The following is a 17628-nucleotide window of genomic DNA, read 5'->3' as shown; positions in this document are numbered from 1 at the left end:
GCTTACCGTAGGTATGCAATAGTTTGCCGCAGGAATGTAGATGGATTGGATTAGCTTACTTAAAGCTCAACAAGCTGACTTCCTTCAACGTGTGAAAAAACCTAAAACTTATGACTTATCTTTGCTGGAAAGTCAAGTCAAAGGTTGTCACACGGAAATTATGGCTTTTTGGGGTGAGCCATTGGCTAGACTCCAAGAACTTTCTCGCCAACAAGCAGAAGTTCTCGCCAAAAATCCGCCGCCGACACCGCCTGAATATCCTGAGCCTCCTGATTGGACGATACCTTTTCCCAAATACTTCCAACAACAAGCCCAAGATTATCTTTTGCGAGAGCATATTGTTGACCGAGTGATAACTGAACGCTTGGGGAAATTGGTAAAAAAGGTATCACAAGATACCGTGGAAAACATGGTTTTAGATGATGAAGGAAATTTGGGTGGCGAAAGCAAATTTTCTTATGTACTAAAAGATAATCCTCAGCTAAGTGTTCAAGTTTATGTTGCTGATGGAGAAAGTTTTAATGGTATTAAGAAAAACAAAATTAGGTGGTCGGTTACTCAAGAAGATTTAAGAAAGCACCAAGTATTAATTTTTTTATGTTTGTTTTATCCATCTACAGATAAGCTAGGATACGACGAAAAACAGAGCATAATTACAGGCTTTCTACCTACCAATCAAATTGAACTTACTGAACCAAAACTCTACATTAATCCGAGTAACTTGTTGTATGCGGGGGGGTTGAGTTGGTATTTAGAATCACTTATTGGTAAAAAAGACACTTCGCCATTAATTAGTGAGAAAGCGATCGCAGATACAATACAGACTCTACCATCAGAGCATTGCCTTAAGGGGGTAGTTGGTGATTGGGAATGCTGGCAAACCTTGCAAGGACACACCAGAGGCATTAATTGCCTAGCTTTCAGTTCTGGGTGTAATAATGGCAAAGCTTTACCGATATTGGCAAGTGGTAGTCGGGGAGAAACGAAACTCTGGGATTTAAGCAAGGGTGAATTAATAGATACATTATCAGAGTATCCTTGGGTGATATCTGGGCTGGTGGATGAAGTGAATTCCCTAGCTTTTAGTTCAGATGGACAAACTTTAGTCAGTTGCGGTGCAGATTCCACAATTAAGCTTTGGCATGTAGGCGCTTTAGATTTAATAGATATTTTGCACAAACATAATGGGGTAGTGCGGTGTGCTGCTTTCACCCCAGATGGGAGAATGTTAGCGACAGGCGGAGATGATCGGAAAATTCTGTTTTGGGATTTGATGCAACGTCAGGTTGCGATCGCACTCTCTTTAGATGATACAGCTGCTCATTCTCTAGTTTTAAGTCGAGACGGCGAAACTTTAGTTACAGGTAGCTATCGCAAAATCAAAGTTTGGCGCACCTTACCCGAGACGGGAGTCAAAAGTTTAAAGGATGCAGAACCACTGCATACCCTCATGGGCCATTCTCACATCGTCCGTTCCTTAGCGATCAGTGCAGATGGTAAAATGCTTGTGAGTGGTAGCTGGGATCAAACGATTAAAATTTGGCAATTGGAGACTGGAGAGTTACTGCATACTCTTAAAGGACATAGAGATAGAGTATATGCGATCGCTTTAAGTCCCGATGGACAAATTATCGCTAGCGGTAGTGCTGATAAAACCATTAAATTGTGGCATTTAGAAACTGGGGAATTGTTGGGTACGTTTACAGGTCATGGCAATATAGTCACAGCATTAGCTTTCACAGCTTCCGGCGAGATGTTGGTTAGCGGCAGTTTGGATAAGACAATTAAAATTTGGCAACGAAGTTAATAATTCGTAATTTGTAATTGTAGAGTCTTTGTATACTCGCTGGAGAGTCTTTGATATTCGCGCAAGAGTCTTTGATACTCGCTGGAGAGTCTTTAATACTCGCTAGAGAGTCTTTAATACTCGCTGGAGAGTCTTTAATACTCGCTGGAGAGTCTTTGATACTCGCTGGAGAGTCTTTGATACTCGCTGGAGAGTCTTTGATACTCACTGGAGAGTCTTTGATACTCGCTGGAGAGTCTTTGATACTCGCTGGAGAGTCTTTGATACTCATAGACAACAAACTTGAAAAAATCTGTGCGCCTCTTTGCCTCTGCCTGAAACTTAAAACTGGGCTAATAGCGTTTCCCAAGTAGTCAGTGAAATTATATACAATAGCTTATCAGTCGCCCATACTCAATAATACTGAGTTAAAACTGACAGTTAAACAACTTTTTAGCTGATTGACTTTGAGTTAAGTAATTTGGCGGTTCTCAGTTGAGTGCAATATAGACCTAACCCCCAACCCCTTCCCTTGTAGGGAAGGGGAGTAAGACTCAAAGCCTCTCTCCTTTTAGGAGAGAGGTTTGGAGAGAGGTCAAAATCTATTGCATACAAACGAGAAACGCTAAACAGGTGCATTTTTACCAAATTAATGCTGTTGGAGAATAGTCTATGGCGATGACGAAACTCTGGAAGTTTTTGCGAAACATTCAGGATTTAAACTGGGGACAAGGCGTAGAGGTAACAAAGACTGGAGCCGAAGCTGCTAAAGCCGTGCTTGATTTGGCAAAAGCAATTAAAGAGCAAAAACCCAATGTTCAAAACTTCAAACCATATCTAGAACAGATTTCGTCATTATTAGATGTATTTAATTCTCCCGTGGGTCAAATTACCAAAGAAGTAATTCCTTTTGCACCAATCGCCATTACTATACTAAAGTTCATTATTGATGCAACCAACAAAGAGCCAAGTTTAGAAAACTGTGTGCTACTAGTTAGTCAGGCTGCCTACATTGATAGCTTTCAGGATATTCTCAAACAAGATTCGGAATTACTCAATAAAATTGATCAAAACCTTCCAGCTTCTCATGCTTTAGCTTTGCAGATTCAGAAATTAGGTGAGCAAGAATTTGATGCGCGGGAAGTGAAAAAAGCCATCCTCTATTTCCACGAATCTCAACTAGCAGAATCATTTAATCAGATTTTACAGCAACGCTTGCAAGAAGCGGGATTATCCGAGACAGAAGCAAAAACCTTAACTGAACGGGTAGCGCGTCATACCGATGAATATATGCAAGACGCATTGGTAGAAGTCGGAGAGAAAGCGGACAAACTTTGGAAATGGTATAGCGCCGGAGGAAAAGAAAAGCTAGAGAAAAATCTGAATATTGAAGATTATTTGGAACAGGTAATTAAACCAAAGCCAGAAGAAAACATTTTTGATGAAACCCATATTACCTTTCGGGATTTGTATGTACCTTTGCAAGTCAAAGAAGTCGATACCGAGGACGATGCAAATCTGGAACTGGAAGCGTGGGTTAAGGCAATACTGAATGACTCAGATACAAAACACAAACAAGTTTTGTTTATTCAGGGCGAAGCTGGACGGGGGAAAAGTGTCTTTTGCCGGATGTTTGCCGATTGGGTACAGCGCGAATTGCATCCCAGCTTTACCCCAATTCTCATTCAGTTGGGGAATTTGCGAGTACTAAAAGATAACTTAACTGATACTCTAGAAAACTATTTACAACACCTTGATTTTGTCACCAGTGATTCAGGCTGGCTGACAGATAAGAATACTCGCTTTTTGTTTTTACTGGATGGCTTTGACGAACTGTTGCTACAAGGACGCGCCAGCGGCGGCTTGAAGGAATTTCTAGAACAAGTCGAGCAGTTTCAGAAAGACCGTCTTTGTCATCATCAGTTTTTAGTTACCGGTCGTCCCCTAGCCTTGCAAGGAATTGAGCGCTTTCTTTCACAAACCAAAAGCTTGAAGCGCGTCGAACTTCAGCCAATGGATGACTCGCTTCGGCAAACATGGCTGAAAAAATGGTCAGTTGCAGCTCACGTTAACAAGAGTGAGTTTGAAGAATTTTTGCAGGCTTGCCCTGATGAAGTCAAAGATAACCTGGCGCGAGAACCCTTACTACTCTATTTACTGGCACGGATGCACCGAGATAAACATCTCAACGTCCAAATGTTTGCAGGCGCAGACGCTATTCAAGCAAAAATCCGCATTTATGATGAATCGGTGAAGTGGGTACTAGAAAAACAGCGTGACAGTGAAAATCAGAATGATAACTCTCGCTTGACTGGATTGGAGAGCGAAGATTTGCGGCAATTTCTCACGGAAGCCGCTTTGTGTGTAGTGCAGTCTGGGAATGAATCTGCGAGAGTGACGATGTTAGAAGCACGGCTCAAAGACAGCCATAACCCAGCTGCAAAGTTAATTCAGGATGCCAGACAGGAAAATGCCTCTCAAAAAAATCAACAAGATAAGCTACTCAATAATCTGTTGACAGCATTTTATATCAAACCAGCTTCAGGCGATAAAGGCGGCTCTGTAGAGTTTGTCCACAAGAGTTTTAGCGAGTTTTTATTCGCGGAACGGTTACTAGAAAGCTTTGTAGATTGGACAACGAAAGTTAGCAAGCGTCAGCGCGAAGAAGACTTAGTTAGCACAGCCGCGATGGATAAGCAGATTTACGATTTATTGGGCTATGGGAATTTAAGCTTTGAGATTGTGGAATATTTGATGGGGTTATTGGCTGAGAGTTCAGAATTTCAAGATGTGGAACTCTTGTATCAACTGTTTCAAAGGCTGGAGTATTTCTACTTCCGTTGGTGCGATGGAGAATTTATTGATGCAGAAGATGTAAATCTGCCTCAGATGAAAAAAAAACAATTGAGGGAGCAATTGCCAGAGCGAGAAAATCACTTGGGATTACGACAGGTGGATGTGTATACAGGGCTGAATGTAATGATTTTGCTTTTAGAGTTACATCGCTATGCCCAAACAAAAGATGAATTAAAAGACAAAATCACGTTTCACCCCTGCGGTCAATTAGATAGTGATCAATTTGACTCACAACGCTTGCTCCGTATTATCGGCTATAGCCATTGCCTTGGTGTCTCTGCCTTTAGGGACAACTTAGAACTATTTATCAGGGGTGCCAACTTCAAGGGTGCCGACCTCAGCTATGCCGATTTCAACAGCGCCGACCTTAGGGGTGCCGATTTCAGCAATGCATACCTCACCCTTGCCTACCTCAGCCGTAGCAATCTCACCCTTACTAACCTCACTCTTGCCTACCTCAGAGGTGCTGATCTCAGCCGTGCGATCCTTAGCCATGCCATCCTTAGCCATGCCATCCTTAACGGTGCTGACCTCAATGAGGCTATCCTCAAAGGTGCCAACCTCAGCGGTGCCAACCTCAGCGGTGCCAACCTCAGCGATGCCAACCTCAAAGGTGCCAACCTCAAAGGTGCCAACCTCAAAGGTGCCAACCTCAAAGGTGCCAACCTCAGCGGTGCTAACCTCAGTGATGCCGACCTCAGCCGTGCTAATCTCACCCTTGCTAATCTCACCCTTGCTAACCTCAGCCGTGCCAACCTCAAAATAATTTTATGGAACAGTGGCACAAAATGGCTCAATGCCAAAGGGCTGCATGAAGCAGTAAGTGTATATCCAGGCTTGGCGAACAAACCAGCTTTTGCGGCTGCGGTTGCTTTGAGTCAGGGCATCAGTTGGGTGAGAGAAAGCAAAATTCAAGAAGCACAAGAAGCTTTCAAGCAAGCCCAAATAATTGACCCTAGTTTGAGTAACTCTGCTGAATTTTGGAATAGCATCTGCTGGGTTGGCTGTTTACACGGTTATGCTAAAGCTGTTCTCCGCTTTGGTGAAAAAGCTGTTACTTTAGACCCTGACAATAAAAGCTATCAAGACAGTCGGGGGCTTGCTAGAGTACTTACAGGCGACTTGGTAGGGGCATTAGAAGACTTTCAGGCTGTTGTAGACAGTGGTGCACTTGATTACTCAAATGATGTAAAGCGGCGACGGTTACGCTGGGTAGAAGCACTCAAGTTAGGAAATAATCCCCTCACGCCAGAGGAGTTGGAGGAGTTGCGAGAGGTTGAGGGCTAAAGTAATTCGTAATTCGTAATTAGGGTGGCAAGGGAAAAATATTTGTCAGTTAGCGATCGCACTCTCTGCCAAAATCTTTGTAACTTAGCGATCGCACTAAAATCAAACTAAAGCTATTGTCGAAACGGTAGAAAAGGCTATGACGGTAACTACCTATAAATGGACAATTGAACGCTATCACCGAGCAATAGAAGCAGGGATTTTTGATGACCAACCCATTGAACTATTGCGCGGCGACCTCATAGTTATGCCCCCAGAACGCGAACCCCATGCCTACTACAATACCGAAGCAGCTGATTATCTCCGCACACTGCTAGGTGAACGCGCAAAAATCCGCGATGCCAAACCCATCACCCTACCCAACAACTCAGAACCCGCCCCCGATGTTGCGATTGTCAAACCTTTAGGCGAGGTCTACTTAGGACATCACCCTTACCCTGAAGATATATTCTGGATTATCGAATTTTCTAAGTCCACCTTGAGCAAAGACTTAGGTGATAAAAAAGACATCTATGCAGAAGCAGGCATTGCTGAATATTGGGTTGTCAATCTCAAAAATTCTCAGTTGCAAGTATTTCGAGACTTACAAAATGGACAATACACAACTGAACTGACATTAACCACAGGTACTATTGTCCCCCTAGCCTTTGGTGATGTATCAGTCCAAGTTAATCACCTGGTAGGCTTCTCAAAAATATAATTTCTAGCGGCTGTCACAAACGAAGGATGCGAGGCGTAGCAAGCTTTAAGAGTAAGTGATCGCACGCCCATAATAAAACTATCCCCTTCATACTATTTACTTATGGCGATCGCAACTCAACCCCAACTAACTTTAGACGACTTTCTCAAACTACCAGAAACTGAACCAGCATCAGACTTTATCAACGGGGAAATCATTCAAAAACCAATGCCCCAAGGTGAACATAGCTTGCTGCAAACTGCTCTTTGCGAAACAATTAACAGCATAGCTAGAAGTCAAAAAATTGCTTTGGCTTTCCCAGAACTACGCTGTACCTTCGGTGGTGCTTCTATCGTCCCTGATGTGTCTGTGTTTCGCTGGGATAGAATTCCTAAAACTCCATCTGGCAGAATTGCTAACCGCTTTGAAATTCATCCCGACTGGGCAATTGAGATTCTTTCTCCAGACCAAAGGTTAAAAAAAGTGTTGAGTAAATTATTGCATTATTCGCGCAATGGTACTGAATTAGGCTGGTTAATCAACCCTGAAGACGAAAGTGTACTAGGGATTTTTCCTGGACAGCGATTGGAATTATACGAAGGTGCTGATAAATTACCTATTCTTGAGGGTATCGAATTAGAACTAACTGTAGAACAAGTTTTTGGCTGGTTGAGTTTGACGTAAAAAAGCGATCGCTTTACTTCTAGAGCGATCGCTTTTCAATTCAATCTGCAATTATTAAACCAACAATGTTTGCAGCAGTGGTTTATCTTCCGATATCTTACCCGTCTGCAACCATTCTGCCATTTCACCCGGTACTTTAACTTGGGCGAGGCGATCGCGCAAATCTGCGCCTTCGAGAATTTCTCGTTGCAAAAGTTCCTCTGCGGTCTGCTCTAGTAAGTCACGGTTATGTTGCAGAATACTTAAGGCGATGTGGTGAGCATTATCTAATGTCTGCTTAACTTCGCGGTCAATTTCTTCCGCTACTTTCGGACTGATAGCACGACGCGGGTTGCCATAACCTTCGAGAAACTGCTGTTGGCTCTTTTCAAACGCCACTGGCCCAAGTCGTTCGCTCATTCCGTAAACAGTAATGGCGCGTTCTGACAACTCAGTAGCTTTTTGGATATCATCAGCAGCACCCGTGGAAACTTTGCCAAAAACGATTTCTTCGGCAGAACGTCCACCCAAAAGGGTAGCTATGCGGCCACGAATTTCATCTTCCAACATCAAAAAGCGGTCTTCTTCCGGCATCTGAATTGTGTAACCCAAAGCGCCGACACCACGAGGAACAACCGAGATTTTTTCGACTTTACCAGCACCCGGCATCAATGCAGCGATGATCGCATGACCAACTTCGTGATAAGCTACGGTTTTTTTCTCCGTTTCATTCAGCACGCGGGAGCGTTTTTCTAAGCCAGCAATCAGACGCTCAATAGCTTCGTTGAAATCTGCCATTGTCACGGCTTGCTGATTTCGCCGTGCGGCTAACAGTGCGGCTTCATTCACAAGGTTAGCTAAATCTGCCCCAGCAAAACCAGGAGTCCTAATAGCAATGGTGCTTAAGTTAACATCATCAGCCAATTTAACGTTTCTGGCGTGGACTTTGAGAATTGCTTCTCGACCAATTTTATCAGGGCGATCGACAACAACTTGACGGTCAAATCGACCAGGACGGCGTAAAGCCGGGTCGAGAATTTCTGGACGGTTGGTAGCGGCGATGATAATTACACCTGTGTTGGTATCAAAGCCATCCATCTCGCTGAGTAACTGGTTGAGGGTTTGTTCGCGCTCATCGTTACCGCCGATAATTGGCCCAGCACCACCACGAGATTTACCCAGTGCGTCTAATTCGTCGATAAAGACAATACAGGGAGCTTGTTGTTTGGCTTGTTCAAACAAATCACGGACTCGTGCAGCACCCACACCCACAAATAGTTCGATAAATTCCGAACCAGAAATACTGAAGAAAGGAACAGCAGCTTCACCTGCGATCGCTTTTGCTAATAATGTTTTACCAGTACCCGGAGGCCCTACCAGCATCACACCTTTAGGAATCTTTGCCCCCAGTGTGGTGTATTTAGTGGCGTTTTTGAGAAAATCGACAATCTCTGCTAACTCCGCCTTCGCTTCATCTACGCCAGCCACATCGCTAAATTTGACACCAGTGCTACCTTCAGAGTAGATCCTAGCTTTGCTTTTACCTACTGTTAGCGCAGCGGGGCCACTTTGACGATTCATTAACAAGCCCCAAATCCCAAAGAAAATTAACGGTGGTAAAATCCAGCTAAGTAAAGTGGCAAACCAGGCATTTGGGTTTGGTGGTGGTGCAGAAAACTCGACATTATGCTCACGAAGAATTTTCGGCAAATCTAAATCAATGGCTACTGGTGTAGTTGTGAACACTTGTTCAGTGGGTTTGCCATCTGGAGCTTCGGTTTTGATAGTGTATTCAATGCGATCGCTACTCACAATCGCTTGATCTACTTTCCCCGCTTCTACTTGAGTTATAAAAGTGCTATAGGGAACTTGCAGCGATCGCACCTCAAAGAAAGTTGGAAGAATAAGGTTCAGTAGTAACAACAGGGTTAATAAAATGAAGAACCTACCACCAAACTGCCTAACTTTGGGCGGTTTTATCGGTTTATTATTATTAGTTTCAACAGGCATTTTGATATACCCTCCAAATTTGTCTTTGTTCGCGCAGTATCTCCCTTATGAGAAGTTATGATGGCTGCGCCATGTTCTTTGCAAATGACTAATAACCAACGACAAATGACTCTTTTTCAGCTCAATAACAGAGCAAATAGACCACACAAAGCAATGCCATCAAACACACCAGCACCACCGATGCTGAGTACTCCTGCACTCATAGATTGAATATCTTTTAGATGTAACAAATCAGCACCAATTAAGGTTCCGAGTACACCACCAGCAAAGGCTACAGGAGCAGCATGAGGTGCAGCGATTAACATTGCAGATAAAGCAGCGGTTAAAGGAGCCAGTAAAGGATTCATTTGGATACCTATTCCTGGTATCACCCGCGCTGCATAATAGCTAACAACGCTGACAATGGCAGTTACTAGCAAGATTGCTAAAGCATTTGTGTGAGTAAATTGGTACAGTGCCAACACCACCGGAATCAAGCCACCACCCACATTCACCGCTACCACCGTAGAATGCTGGACTCTCTTTAAAGGAATACCCCAAAATTCCCTTAACCACAGCGTTGCGAAGTCACCTGTCAGTTGAACGTTAGTTACTAGACGGTATAGGGGTATATTGATAGTGCTTGTGAAAATTACTAGCACAAGCAAGAAAAAAGCGATATTTGGAGAAAATCCCAGCTTGGCTACTGCAATTTCCACCACATCTACTGCCACAGCAAACCAAATGAATGGTAGTAGTAGTAATAACACTAGAAATAGCAGTAATGAAACTGGTAAGTAAATCATGAGATTAGTAAATTTATGATTGTGTCATATCGCACAACAACACATTGGGAGATCCTATATCAGTTAATGCAACAAATGCTTAAGTAGTGATTATGTTGCTAAGAACTCTGGTAGTTAGAAATCAAAAATGTGACTAAGAAGGACTTTTATCTATTTACTATCTAGTTTCAATTCTAGAAACTAGATAGTACAGCTTAAATTCGTGGACACCCTACAGGAAAATGCGTATTACCGTACTATTATGGTAAATCAACTAGGATTTGTTCTGAAACTGCTTTTACTCTCGGCTTTGTTATCGGTATTGATTAAATATGCAGGGCCAAGTCTATCAATTCCGGCGACAGCAACCAACGCCCTGATTATAATTTTACTGCCGATTGTGATAATGGCGATCGCGCTACTGTGGCGATTCCAAGCACAGAAACAAAATTAACTCCAGAGCATTTACGCACAAGTGACTAAAATCAGCTAACCTAGCTGAATTAGAAGAAAATTGCATCTCGCCAACGGTTGGGAGTCAGCCTGTGAACCTCGGTCAATGGATCGGCTTAATCGCCATCGTTCTTTCTTTATACATCCTGTGGCAAATTCGGGAAGTGCTTTTGCTCATGTTTGCCGCAGTTGTCTTAGCCACCACCTTAAATCGGCTAGCGAAACGCTTCCAAAGCTTTGGCATGAAGCGTGGATTCGCCCTGCTTCTGGCAATAGGTATCTTTTTGGCAGGTGTCGTGGGTTTTTTCTGGCTAATTGTGCCACCTTTTGCACAGCAGTTTCAAGAACTAACCTATCAGGTTCCTAGAGGGTTTGAGCGCTTTAATACCTGGCTTGATGCCTTGAGAACTCGTATCCCTAACCAGCTGGTTCCCTACATCCCAGATGTCAACAGCCTTATCCAACAAGCACAGCCTTTCGTCAATCGGTTACTAGGAAACTCCTTCGCCTTTGTATCTGGCTCTTTGGAAGCCGTCCTCAAGATTTTGCTAGTCTTGGTTTTAACAGGAATGATATTAGCCGACCCCGTGGCTTACCGCAAAGTCTTTGTGCGGCTTTTCCCTTCATTTTATCGGCGGCGGGTAGATGGGATTTTAGATAAGTGCGAAGTCTCTTTGGGGGGATGGATTACAGGCGCTTTCATTGCCATGTTTGTTGTGGCACTGATGAGTCTGATTGGCTTATCAATTTTGCGTATAAAAGCAGCACTAGCTTTAGCAATTTTGGCAGGATTTTTGAACTTAATTCCCAACTTGGGGCCAACAATTAGTGTAATTCCAGCAATGGCGATCGCTTTATTGGATGATCCCTGGAAAGTTATCGCTGTCTTAATTCTCTACTTTGTTATTCAACAGGTTGAGAGTAATTTCATCACGCCAATTGTAATGGCACAGCAAGTTTCGTTGCTGCCAGCTGTAACCTTAATTGCCCAACTATTTTTCGTTACTTTCTTTGGCTTTTTAGGATTATTTCTGGCGCTACCCCTGACTGTTGTCGCTAAGATTTGGTTGCAAGAAGTACTGATCAAAGATGTTTTGGATGAATGGGGGAATCACCATAGAAAAGAGACTGAGTTGGTAATGGTTTCTAAATCCTCTGGAGTAGATGAGAATTGGACAGCAGAAAGTCCCGATATTAATCGGGAGCGACGAGTTGATGATGATATCTTGCAAAAAGAAGATTAGTATTTTTTAGGCTAAGGTTTCTCTAAGAAAATCGGTTCTCCTGCAATATCATCTAAGCGGATGCTGCCTAACAAATTCTGCCACTCTGCTTGCAGTGCTGCATCTTTGGGATTTTTATCGCGCAGTTGGGCCAGTATGGTCAGTGCCTCGTACCATATCCCGTTTTGGGCATAGATAACATAGCGTTTTAGAGGTTCTGGCGTTTGTAGCTGTTTGAGAACGGCTGGATTCAATTCGACTCGTTGTATTACCCCTTCGACGAAAGTAGGGGGAGAATTCTTTTCCTGGTCACAGTTAATGGTGAAAAACCAGCGATATTGTTTGTTTAGTGCCAAAGCAGGAGCAGTGGTAGGTAAAGAAACGTTGATGACTCCTGGTTTATCTGGTAGAGCGATCGCTTTTCGGTAAATCTCGTTATCGTCCTGATCTTGCAGTACAAATTCAACTTCATAGGGTGAATTTTTGGTATACGGCACATAGAAAAACCAACTTGGACGTTCTACCGTTGTCTGTCCCCAGACATTGATTACTGAGTTAGCTTCTTCGGTAAAGTGCGCTAAAGCAGTCAGATCAGGTTTAGTAGACGGACATCCAGCCACCTGCCCGCGCTTCGCTCCACCACGAACCCGACCTCCAGGAGGGCGACCAGCTGGAATTGGAGGTTGATTAAAGGTTTTGGCTTGAGCAAGGGTCGTTTTAGCATCAGAGCGTAAGCGTAGCCCGCCGTAGGCATCGCTAGGAGAAGAACCAAGAGCTGGTTTTGCCAGTACTGGAGTCAGGCTAGCTAGTAAACTGGTGCAGCTAAAAGCTGCTACTAAAAACAGTTTTATCGGTTGTAAATTTGACTTCATAAAAACCTTTAAGTATACAAACCTGTTAGGATTATCTGCTGGTTATCTAAAAATTTAATAAAAAAGTCTTTTCCTATTCTTTAGTGAACTCCAATTTTTGGAGTTGCAGAACAGTGGGATGAATTGGGGAAAGCTCTTGAGGCAGCACTTCTCTGCGAGACGCTGCGCGTAGCTTGCTTCCACGTTTGCGTAGCGTCCCGCAGGGAAGTGGTACGACTAGGCTCAGTGACCGGGAGCAGGGGGAGAAAAAATCGTTTTGATTCCAAAAATTGAATAATTTATTTTTTGGAGTTCCCTCATCCAAATTCTTCTGTCCAATAAGCTAATCGTCATTTAAATTGAACCATTTTTATGGTAATAAAAGCTGCAAACTCTCTCCCTGCTCCCCTGCGATCTGAATGTGCTTTCTTATATGCTTAACAGCTTACAACTATCAGATACTTCTCCTCCTGCCTGCTTTAACAGACAAATTTTTTTAAGCCAAGCATATTGCCCTATTCCCCACTCGCCACCCGAACTTTTGTTTTTGAATTATAAATTGACATCAAGCCAACCATAAGAACCAACGACAAAGCCGAAGGTACAAAAGGCACCCAAGCACCGGAAATTAACAGACTAAAGCAAACTATATATAGAACACTAGAGATAATACTGACTGCTAATGCTAACCAAGGCAACGAAAGCTTTCGCCAAGCCAGGACTCCTCCTACCAAAGACCATCCCCAAATCCAGGACATCTCAGCCCACAGTGACCAAACCCGCAGCAACGGCCGCCCATTTTGGACTGCACCAAGGATCTGGCTGACCATATGCGCTTGTACTAACACTCCTGGCATTTGCTCATCTAAAGGAACGCCATAGGGTGTAGGCCACGTGTCTGGGGAATCACCCTTTGCTGTCACACCAATCAAAACAATTTTGTCTTTGATAGCACTAGGGTTAATCGGACTAGATAAAAATTGATTTAGCTTCACCTGTTCGGCTATTTGGTTTGAGGAACGGTAGTTGAGCAAGATTTGACCGCCATTCGCATCGATACCTTGATAGCCGCCAGTACGAGATTTCAGGTTGGGAAAAATAGTTTTACCCAGCTGCAAATTCCCTTGAGGGGTGAACTTTGGTTCAATTCCTGAAGGGCGCAGATAGAGTGAGGCCAATTGTAGACTGAATGCAAAGGAAGCAGGACACAACGATGTCGCCTCTTGGTTCATGAACAGGAGATGCCGACGGATAACTCCATCACGATCGTGAATAAAGTCACTGAATCCCAGATTTGTTTTAGGGATTTCTGGCGGCGGCTGATTGCCTGGGATATTTACTGTGCCATCGCTCCCCTTACATACACCAATCAAGTTCTGAGTTTTTTCAAGACGATTAATTAAGTCTGGTTCTTTAGCCTTAAAATCCCGGTAGATATCCAAACCGATCGCCCGGGGTTGATACTGATTGAGTTTTGCCAGGAGTTTGTTGAGAGATTTTTCAGAAATGGAAGCTCCAATCAAGGACTCGTCATTTTTTCGTTGAATTGCCAGATCCTCATCGTCAATTGTGATTATGAACAGTCGGGGATCAAGTTTCTCCGCAGGGCGCGATCGCATCATCTGGTCAAATGCTTGAATTTCTGGATTTTCCAGCAATCCCAGTAATCTCATCCCACAAACGAAGCCTGTAATCGCCAAACTGGATAACAAAGTTATTGCCAATCTGCGTTTGGTAGACACAGCTAAATTTGGTATATCTTCAGTTTTTGTAGACCTTAATTCATCCCAACTGGGTGGGAGCTGCGCTGGATTTTGGCAAATCATTGGTAGCCAAGTTGCACAAGGAAATTGATCCTCAAGCCCTTGCAACCGTTCCCGTGCTTGGCGTACCGCTTGGTATAAAGACTCACCACTGGCAAAACCTTCAAGAAAATACTTTAAGAATTCCTTGGCAACCTGGTCTGGGACAGGTTCACGCATGATGATCATCTGAGGGATTTGCAAATCAGCCAGTTCTCGCGCCAATCCCAATCCATCACAGGAGTTAAATATAGCTAGTTGCAAACCATTTTCAATGGCTCTCCTGAGAGCATACTTTAACTCGCCAATGGTCAGGCTATCAGTTTTATTCAGGTAAATTCGTCCGCTTTCGCCATTTTTGTTACTGGAACTGTGCCCAGCAAAAAAGAGAATATCCCAGTTTTTTCCCCAAAGTTGGTCAGTCAATTCTTTCCGTTGTGGTTCTACTAGAAAGGTGACCTCTGCATTACTACATTGTTGGAGTAAAGCTTGATCAGCCTGGGTGTCAATCCCCTGACTATTGCCCACAATTGCCAAAATGTTGACTAATTTATTTAAAATGCGTGGTTTTTGAATGCGATCGTAGGATGGTGAAGAAAGGGCGATTTCAGCCTTGGGGTAGCGTTCTAATAAATCCCACAGATGCCAAGGTAATAGCTGCAATTGGCTATTTTCTGTTTGCAAAATTACCCGCACTTCTTCTGTGGACGACAATCTTTCTAACCATTTTTCCCTCAAAGGGCGAAATTCTTCTGCTCGCAGCCAGGTATTAAAGCGGGCCCGCAAAATATAGGAAGCGTTTTCGCAGTCTTGAACCATTGATACATTCGTCACCTGCATTTTGTCAGCATAAAGACGATAACGATTGCCTATCTGCCGATAACTAGACTGCCAATGACTATAGTAGAGTGGCATTTCAGGAAATGGAGGTAGCTTCCCCGTAATTTCTGTTGCAGCCCGCTCGTGTTCTTCACCAATTTGGAGGGTGACAGCAAACCCTTGCTCAAAACTACCCTCTCCGAATTTTAGAATTACTAACTTACCCATGACTGTGCTATCCCCTTGTGCAAAACCATGCCCTGTTCTAATGTCTCATAACAAGCTCCCCAAGCGTTTACAGACTTTTTTCAAAATCTCCAAAAGCCGGCTTGAATCTTTAATTTTTAATTTTTAATTAACTAATTACCACTTAATAAATTACCGACACAAAGGGAAAATAGCTAGATGCTTTAAATCCGAAAATGCTCGGTAATGCTAGTATCATTTATGGCTACCCTAACGCTAAATTGCTCTGTTGGTTCGCCGCGAAACTGCAACTGAATGTAGTTGTCTAGTTTTCTAGATTGAGCATCTAGAAATACTGTTCCCGAACTATCTAAAACAGTGAGATGAACTCCTAGTGGTAAGTAGATTTGATTCCCAGTGGCATGTAATTGGAGATGAATACTGGTTTGCTGATCTTTTTCTGGGCTGATTTCCACAATCAACATGACGGGTTGGTTGAGAATTTGGATACCCAAATCAATCAGTTTTGCACGTTTAGTAATTGATTCTGGTTGGTTAAGGGCATTTAGTTGCAAAGTTTCAGGACTGCGAAAAGCATAATTTGGTCTGAGTTCTGGCACATTCCACAGGGATTCAATCGTCTGCCAACCTGTTTCAAATATACCAGCAAACCACTGACTTAAATTCACCAGTGAACTAGCTGGTGATTGGCGCAGTTGATCTAGGTGGTCGATAAAGGCTTCCAATGGTTGTAGTTGTGCTAAAGGCAGCGTTTCAGTTGCCACACTAGGGATAAAACCAAGCAGCCTCGCTTCTTGGAGTGATTCATCAAATTTAATTACTAAATAACCAACTCGTTCTTCCCAGGTTTCTGGAGGAATGGAACATACCTGCTGATGCAGATGGACAGGACGACACTCCAGACGACCAATTGAGGGAACCTCTAAGTCAGCTACATTCCCACAAAGGCGCATGATGGGATTCCAGCTGTCACTAGCTTGCAGGTCAGTAGGAATATCCATCATTTCTAAGTAGTCATTTACCACCCATACAGCCAGAGTATTCAGCCGAACTTGCTCTGCTTTTTCAGAATTTGGCTGCTGGTTAGCAAATTGCTGGGCAGTTATGCGAGCTGATTGGGAAATTGGCAATGTTAAAGCGAAATCGTCTAGCTGATAGGTGGAGTTATTCATAAGTTAATTTCTAGTGATCGATCAATGCTGCTATATACATATCACCCGCATTTACTAAATTTATGCCACAAAATAGAGAATGATTATTCGAGAAACAGAAGGGGTTAGGGCGTATTTTCAAACTACTCGTTTAGCCTCCTAAGTTTTGAGATCCTCCTAAATTTACCTGAAGAAAGGGGACTTTGAGAGTTTTTGCCTGCTTTTTAAGGGGAGGGTGGGGGGATCTCTAAGGGTTCGGTGTATAAAAAATTTAGACATTTTCTCACACAATTTGTTTAATTTCTGAGCGAAAAGTTTTGTAAAGATTATGGCTAGTTTGTGTAAAAATCGCAATCCATACATGAGATATATACAGATTCGCAAGTTGGTGCGTTTGAATTCGAGGTCTTTTATGACTAACGACTGGAGAAAACAACTAGATGTACAACTTAAAGAATTAGCGCTCAAAGCCCAGCAACACCCAAACGCGGCCAAAGAACGGCGGGTAGCTTTAACACGGCTGATGAATGCAATTTGGCAGTCGGGTAGGCTTGTTCATCCTTATAGGGGCCAATTTCAACTAATTTATGAAGATATTTATGATGAAGCAGTACAAAATCTATTTTTATATCTTTGTCAAGATGACAATATTAATAAGTATGATCCAGAACGCGGTGAAGTTATAACCTGGGTAAATATGCTATTAAGTAAACGCTTTTTTCCAGAAGCTATCCCCAAAGTTATCGGTAAAGCAAATGAAATAAATCTCGAAGACTCTCATCTGGAAAATATACCATCACCTGAATCTAAATCTATGTCTTTATCTGAACAAATAATAGAATGTATAGAATCTGACCCGGATTTGATTTTTTGCAAAGAACACATAAAAGGTCATCCAGAAGCAAATTTTCAAGCTATAGCTAAAAGAAGATGTTTGGGAATTTCTTGGAAAGATATTTCGGCAGAATGGGGCATTGGAATCACATCTTTACATAGTTTTTACCAACGATGTCTGAAAAAGTTTACTGATAAACTTCAAGAATATTTATGTATTTAATACTTCCTAAAATTTAAGCA

The 17628-nt window shown here is 42.9% G+C and carries 13 protein-coding genes; 7 read left to right on the top strand and 6 right to left on the bottom strand.

Going from position 1 to position 17628, the window contains the following annotated elements:
* Nucleotides 1–40: 40 nt before the first annotated feature.
* Nucleotides 41–1807, top strand: coding sequence for a WD40 repeat domain-containing protein (locus H6G96_RS23285; RefSeq protein WP_190913857.1), 1767 nt, complete (start codon nt 41–43; stop codon nt 1805–1807).
* Here H6G96_RS23285 and H6G96_RS23280 read toward each other — a convergent pair.
* Nucleotides 1785–2078 carry a hypothetical protein gene (locus H6G96_RS23280; RefSeq protein ID WP_190913855.1) on the bottom strand — a complete coding sequence of 98 codons (294 nt, stop codon included), beginning with the start codon at nt 2076–2078 and terminating at the stop codon, nt 1785–1787. The genes H6G96_RS23285 and H6G96_RS23280 overlap by 23 nt on opposite strands.
* Before the next feature lie 380 nt (nt 2079–2458).
* Here H6G96_RS23280 and H6G96_RS23275 point away from each other — a divergent pair, with 380 nt between their 5' ends.
* The 3 genes from H6G96_RS23275 (at nt 2459) to H6G96_RS23265 (ending at nt 7292) form a co-directional block, all read left to right on the top strand.
* Nucleotides 2459–5929 (top strand): pentapeptide repeat-containing protein, encoded by a 3471-nt coding sequence (locus tag H6G96_RS23275; protein ID WP_190913853.1) that lies wholly within the window; start codon nt 2459–2461, stop codon nt 5927–5929.
* A gap of 139 nt (nt 5930–6068) precedes the next feature.
* A complete protein-coding gene (locus H6G96_RS23270) occupies nt 6069–6629 on the top strand; it encodes a Uma2 family endonuclease (protein ID WP_190913851.1) in 561 nt (186 codons plus the stop codon).
* A 102-nt stretch (nt 6630–6731) separates the two neighbouring features.
* The gene (locus H6G96_RS23265; protein WP_190913849.1) at nt 6732–7292 is read left to right on the top strand and encodes a Uma2 family endonuclease; all 561 of its coding nucleotides are present in this window, start codon (nt 6732–6734) and stop codon (nt 7290–7292) included.
* 54 nt (nt 7293–7346) lie between these two features.
* Here the strand turns inward: H6G96_RS23265 and ftsH are convergent, their stop codons facing one another.
* Both ftsH and H6G96_RS23255 read right to left on the bottom strand, forming a co-directional pair.
* Nucleotides 7347–9281, bottom strand: coding sequence for an ATP-dependent zinc metalloprotease FtsH (ftsH, locus tag H6G96_RS23260; protein WP_190913847.1), 1935 nt, complete (start codon nt 9279–9281; stop codon nt 7347–7349).
* Between the two features lie 116 nt (nt 9282–9397).
* The gene (locus H6G96_RS23255) at nt 9398–10066 is read right to left on the bottom strand and encodes a DUF1614 domain-containing protein (protein WP_190913845.1); all 669 of its coding nucleotides are present in this window, start codon (nt 10064–10066) and stop codon (nt 9398–9400) included.
* 241 nt (nt 10067–10307) lie between these two features.
* On the opposite strand from H6G96_RS23255, the gene H6G96_RS23250 reads away from it, so the two are divergent.
* Together H6G96_RS23250 and H6G96_RS23245 are read left to right on the top strand one after the other, a co-directional pair.
* Nucleotides 10308–10499: a hypothetical protein gene (locus tag H6G96_RS23250; RefSeq protein ID WP_190913843.1), complete on the top strand. Its 192-nt coding sequence runs from the start codon at nt 10308–10310 to the stop codon at nt 10497–10499.
* A gap of 91 nt (nt 10500–10590) precedes the next feature.
* Nucleotides 10591–11742 carry an AI-2E family transporter gene (locus H6G96_RS23245; RefSeq protein WP_190913840.1) on the top strand — a complete coding sequence of 384 codons (1152 nt, stop codon included), beginning with the start codon at nt 10591–10593 and terminating at the stop codon, nt 11740–11742.
* An 11-nt stretch (nt 11743–11753) separates the two neighbouring features.
* Here H6G96_RS23245 and H6G96_RS23240 read toward each other — a convergent pair whose 3' ends face one another.
* The 3 genes from H6G96_RS23240 to H6G96_RS23230 all read right to left on the bottom strand — a co-directional run bounded on the left by H6G96_RS23240 (nt 11754) and on the right by H6G96_RS23230 (nt 16572).
* Nucleotides 11754–12593, bottom strand: a complete 840-nt coding sequence (locus tag H6G96_RS23240; RefSeq protein ID WP_190913838.1) for a DUF928 domain-containing protein — start codon at nt 12591–12593, stop codon at nt 11754–11756.
* 494 nt (nt 12594–13087) lie between these two features.
* Nucleotides 13088–15421, bottom strand: a complete 2334-nt coding sequence (locus tag H6G96_RS23235) for a CHASE2 domain-containing protein (RefSeq protein ID WP_190913835.1) — start codon at nt 15419–15421, stop codon at nt 13088–13090.
* A gap of 182 nt (nt 15422–15603) precedes the next feature.
* Nucleotides 15604–16572: a DUF1822 family protein gene (locus H6G96_RS23230; protein WP_190913833.1), complete on the bottom strand. Its 969-nt coding sequence runs from the start codon at nt 16570–16572 to the stop codon at nt 15604–15606.
* Nucleotides 16573–16963: 391 nt separating this feature from the next.
* Between H6G96_RS23230 and H6G96_RS23225 the strand changes: the two genes are divergently transcribed.
* Nucleotides 16964–17608 (top strand): sigma-70 family RNA polymerase sigma factor, encoded by a 645-nt coding sequence (locus tag H6G96_RS23225; RefSeq protein ID WP_190913830.1) that lies wholly within the window; start codon nt 16964–16966, stop codon nt 17606–17608.
* Nucleotides 17609–17628 lie beyond the last annotated feature (20 nt).

The sequence above is a fragment of the Nostoc sp. FACHB-892 genome, assembly GCF_014698795.1.
Classification (GTDB): domain Bacteria; phylum Cyanobacteriota; class Cyanobacteriia; order Cyanobacteriales; family Nostocaceae; genus Nostoc.
This window is presented reverse-complemented; position numbering and strand designations above follow the sequence as displayed.